The sequence below is a fragment of the Verticiella alkaliphila genome (assembly GCF_018904615.1).
In the GTDB taxonomy this organism is placed as follows: Bacteria; Pseudomonadota; Gammaproteobacteria; order Burkholderiales; family Burkholderiaceae_B; genus Verticiella; species Verticiella alkaliphila.
This window is the reverse complement of sequence record NZ_JADCNH010000099.1, coordinates 1-1,395: the sequence shown is the minus strand read 5'-3', so window position 1 is coordinate 1,395 and position 1,395 is coordinate 1. Positions and strand designations below refer to the sequence as shown.

At 60.9% G+C, this 1,395-nt stretch carries 1 pseudogene; it reads right to left on the bottom strand.

The annotated features are described in order from the left end of the window. Positions 1 to 1,353 (bottom strand): annotated as a pseudogene (locus IMZ29_RS22380) (IS3 family transposase); the annotation flags it as partial. Positions 1,354 to 1,395 lie beyond the last annotated feature (42 nt).

Here is a 1,395-nt window from a genome sequence, read left to right as displayed (position 1 = left end):
GTCCTGTACTGCACAGGACTCAGCCCTTTGAGTTTGAGCTTGATGCGCTCGTGGTTGTAGTAGTGGATGTAGCGATCGATGGCGCGCCTGAGCTCATCGATGCTGGTGAATTTCTTGAGCCGGAAGCACTCGGCTTTGAGCGTGCCGAAAAAGCTCTCGATGACGGCATTGTCCAGGCAGTTGCCTTTGCGCGACATGCTCTGGGTCACCCCCTTGGCCGCGAGTCTCTGGCGCCAAGCTGGCATCTGGTACTGCCAACCCTGATCGGAGTGCAGCACGGGCTTGTCTTTTGGGCCCAACTTGGCCAGGGCCTTGTCCAGCATGCGGCTGACCAGTGAGAACTCAGGTCGCTCGGCGCTTTGCCAGGCAATGATCTCGCCGTTGTACAGGTCGATGACGGGTGAGAGATACAGCTTTTGCCCACGCACGTTGAACTCGGTCACGTCGGTGGCGAGCTTCTGCAAGGGCGCGCTGGCGGCGAAGTCGCGCTGCAGGACGTTGGGGGCCACGCGCCCGGTCTGGCCGCGGTAGGAGCGGTATTTTTTCACGCGCACTACGGCCTTGAGCGCGAGCTCGCCCATGAGCCGCTGCACAGCCTTGTGGTTGATCGTCTCGCCCGCCTGGCGCAGCGCCAGCGTCACGCGCCGGTAGCCATAGCAGCCGCGGTGCTTGTCGTAGAGCGCCTGAATCCGCGTCTTGAGCTCGGCGCAACCGTCGCCCAACTGAGCCGCGCGCTCTGGTAGTAGAACGTGCTGCGTGCCAGCCCGGCGGCCTTTAGCAATGCTTCGAGCGGATGTTTTTGCCTCAACCCAGTCACGAGCCGCGCTTTTTCGGCGCTGCTGCACGCTTTTGCTGGATCAAGGCATCGAGCTTTTTTAGGTAAGCAAGCTCCGCACGCAGGTACACGTTCTCTTTGCGCAGCTGCTCGATCGTTCGCGCATCGGCACTCTCATCGTTTCGATCGCCAGCTGGCTCGACAGGTTCAGGTGGTTTGGCAGTCATGATCTTATGGCGCCCTCGACGGGACGCCAGCGCGTTCATACCCCCTGCATCATACTGGTGTGCCCAGGTGCCAATATGGCTCGCCGTGCGTATCCCGAAGAACACCGCTGTCTGTCCAAGCGACCATTGCTCGCGACGCATGCGTTCGATCACCTTGCGTTTGAAGGCCGCCTCGTAGCTCGCACCCTTGCGCTGCAAGCCGGCAACACCGTGACGGCGGTAGTGTCCGACCCAGTCTCGAAGCGTGCTCGCGTCCACCCCAAACTTGCGGCCCACGATCGTGAAGCCGTCCCGTCCGCTCAGATACTGCTTAACCACGGTCAGCTTGAACTGCTCGTCGTACTTCGCCATGAAAAACACCCCAAAAGTTGGATCCGTGTCCAACTTTTGGGG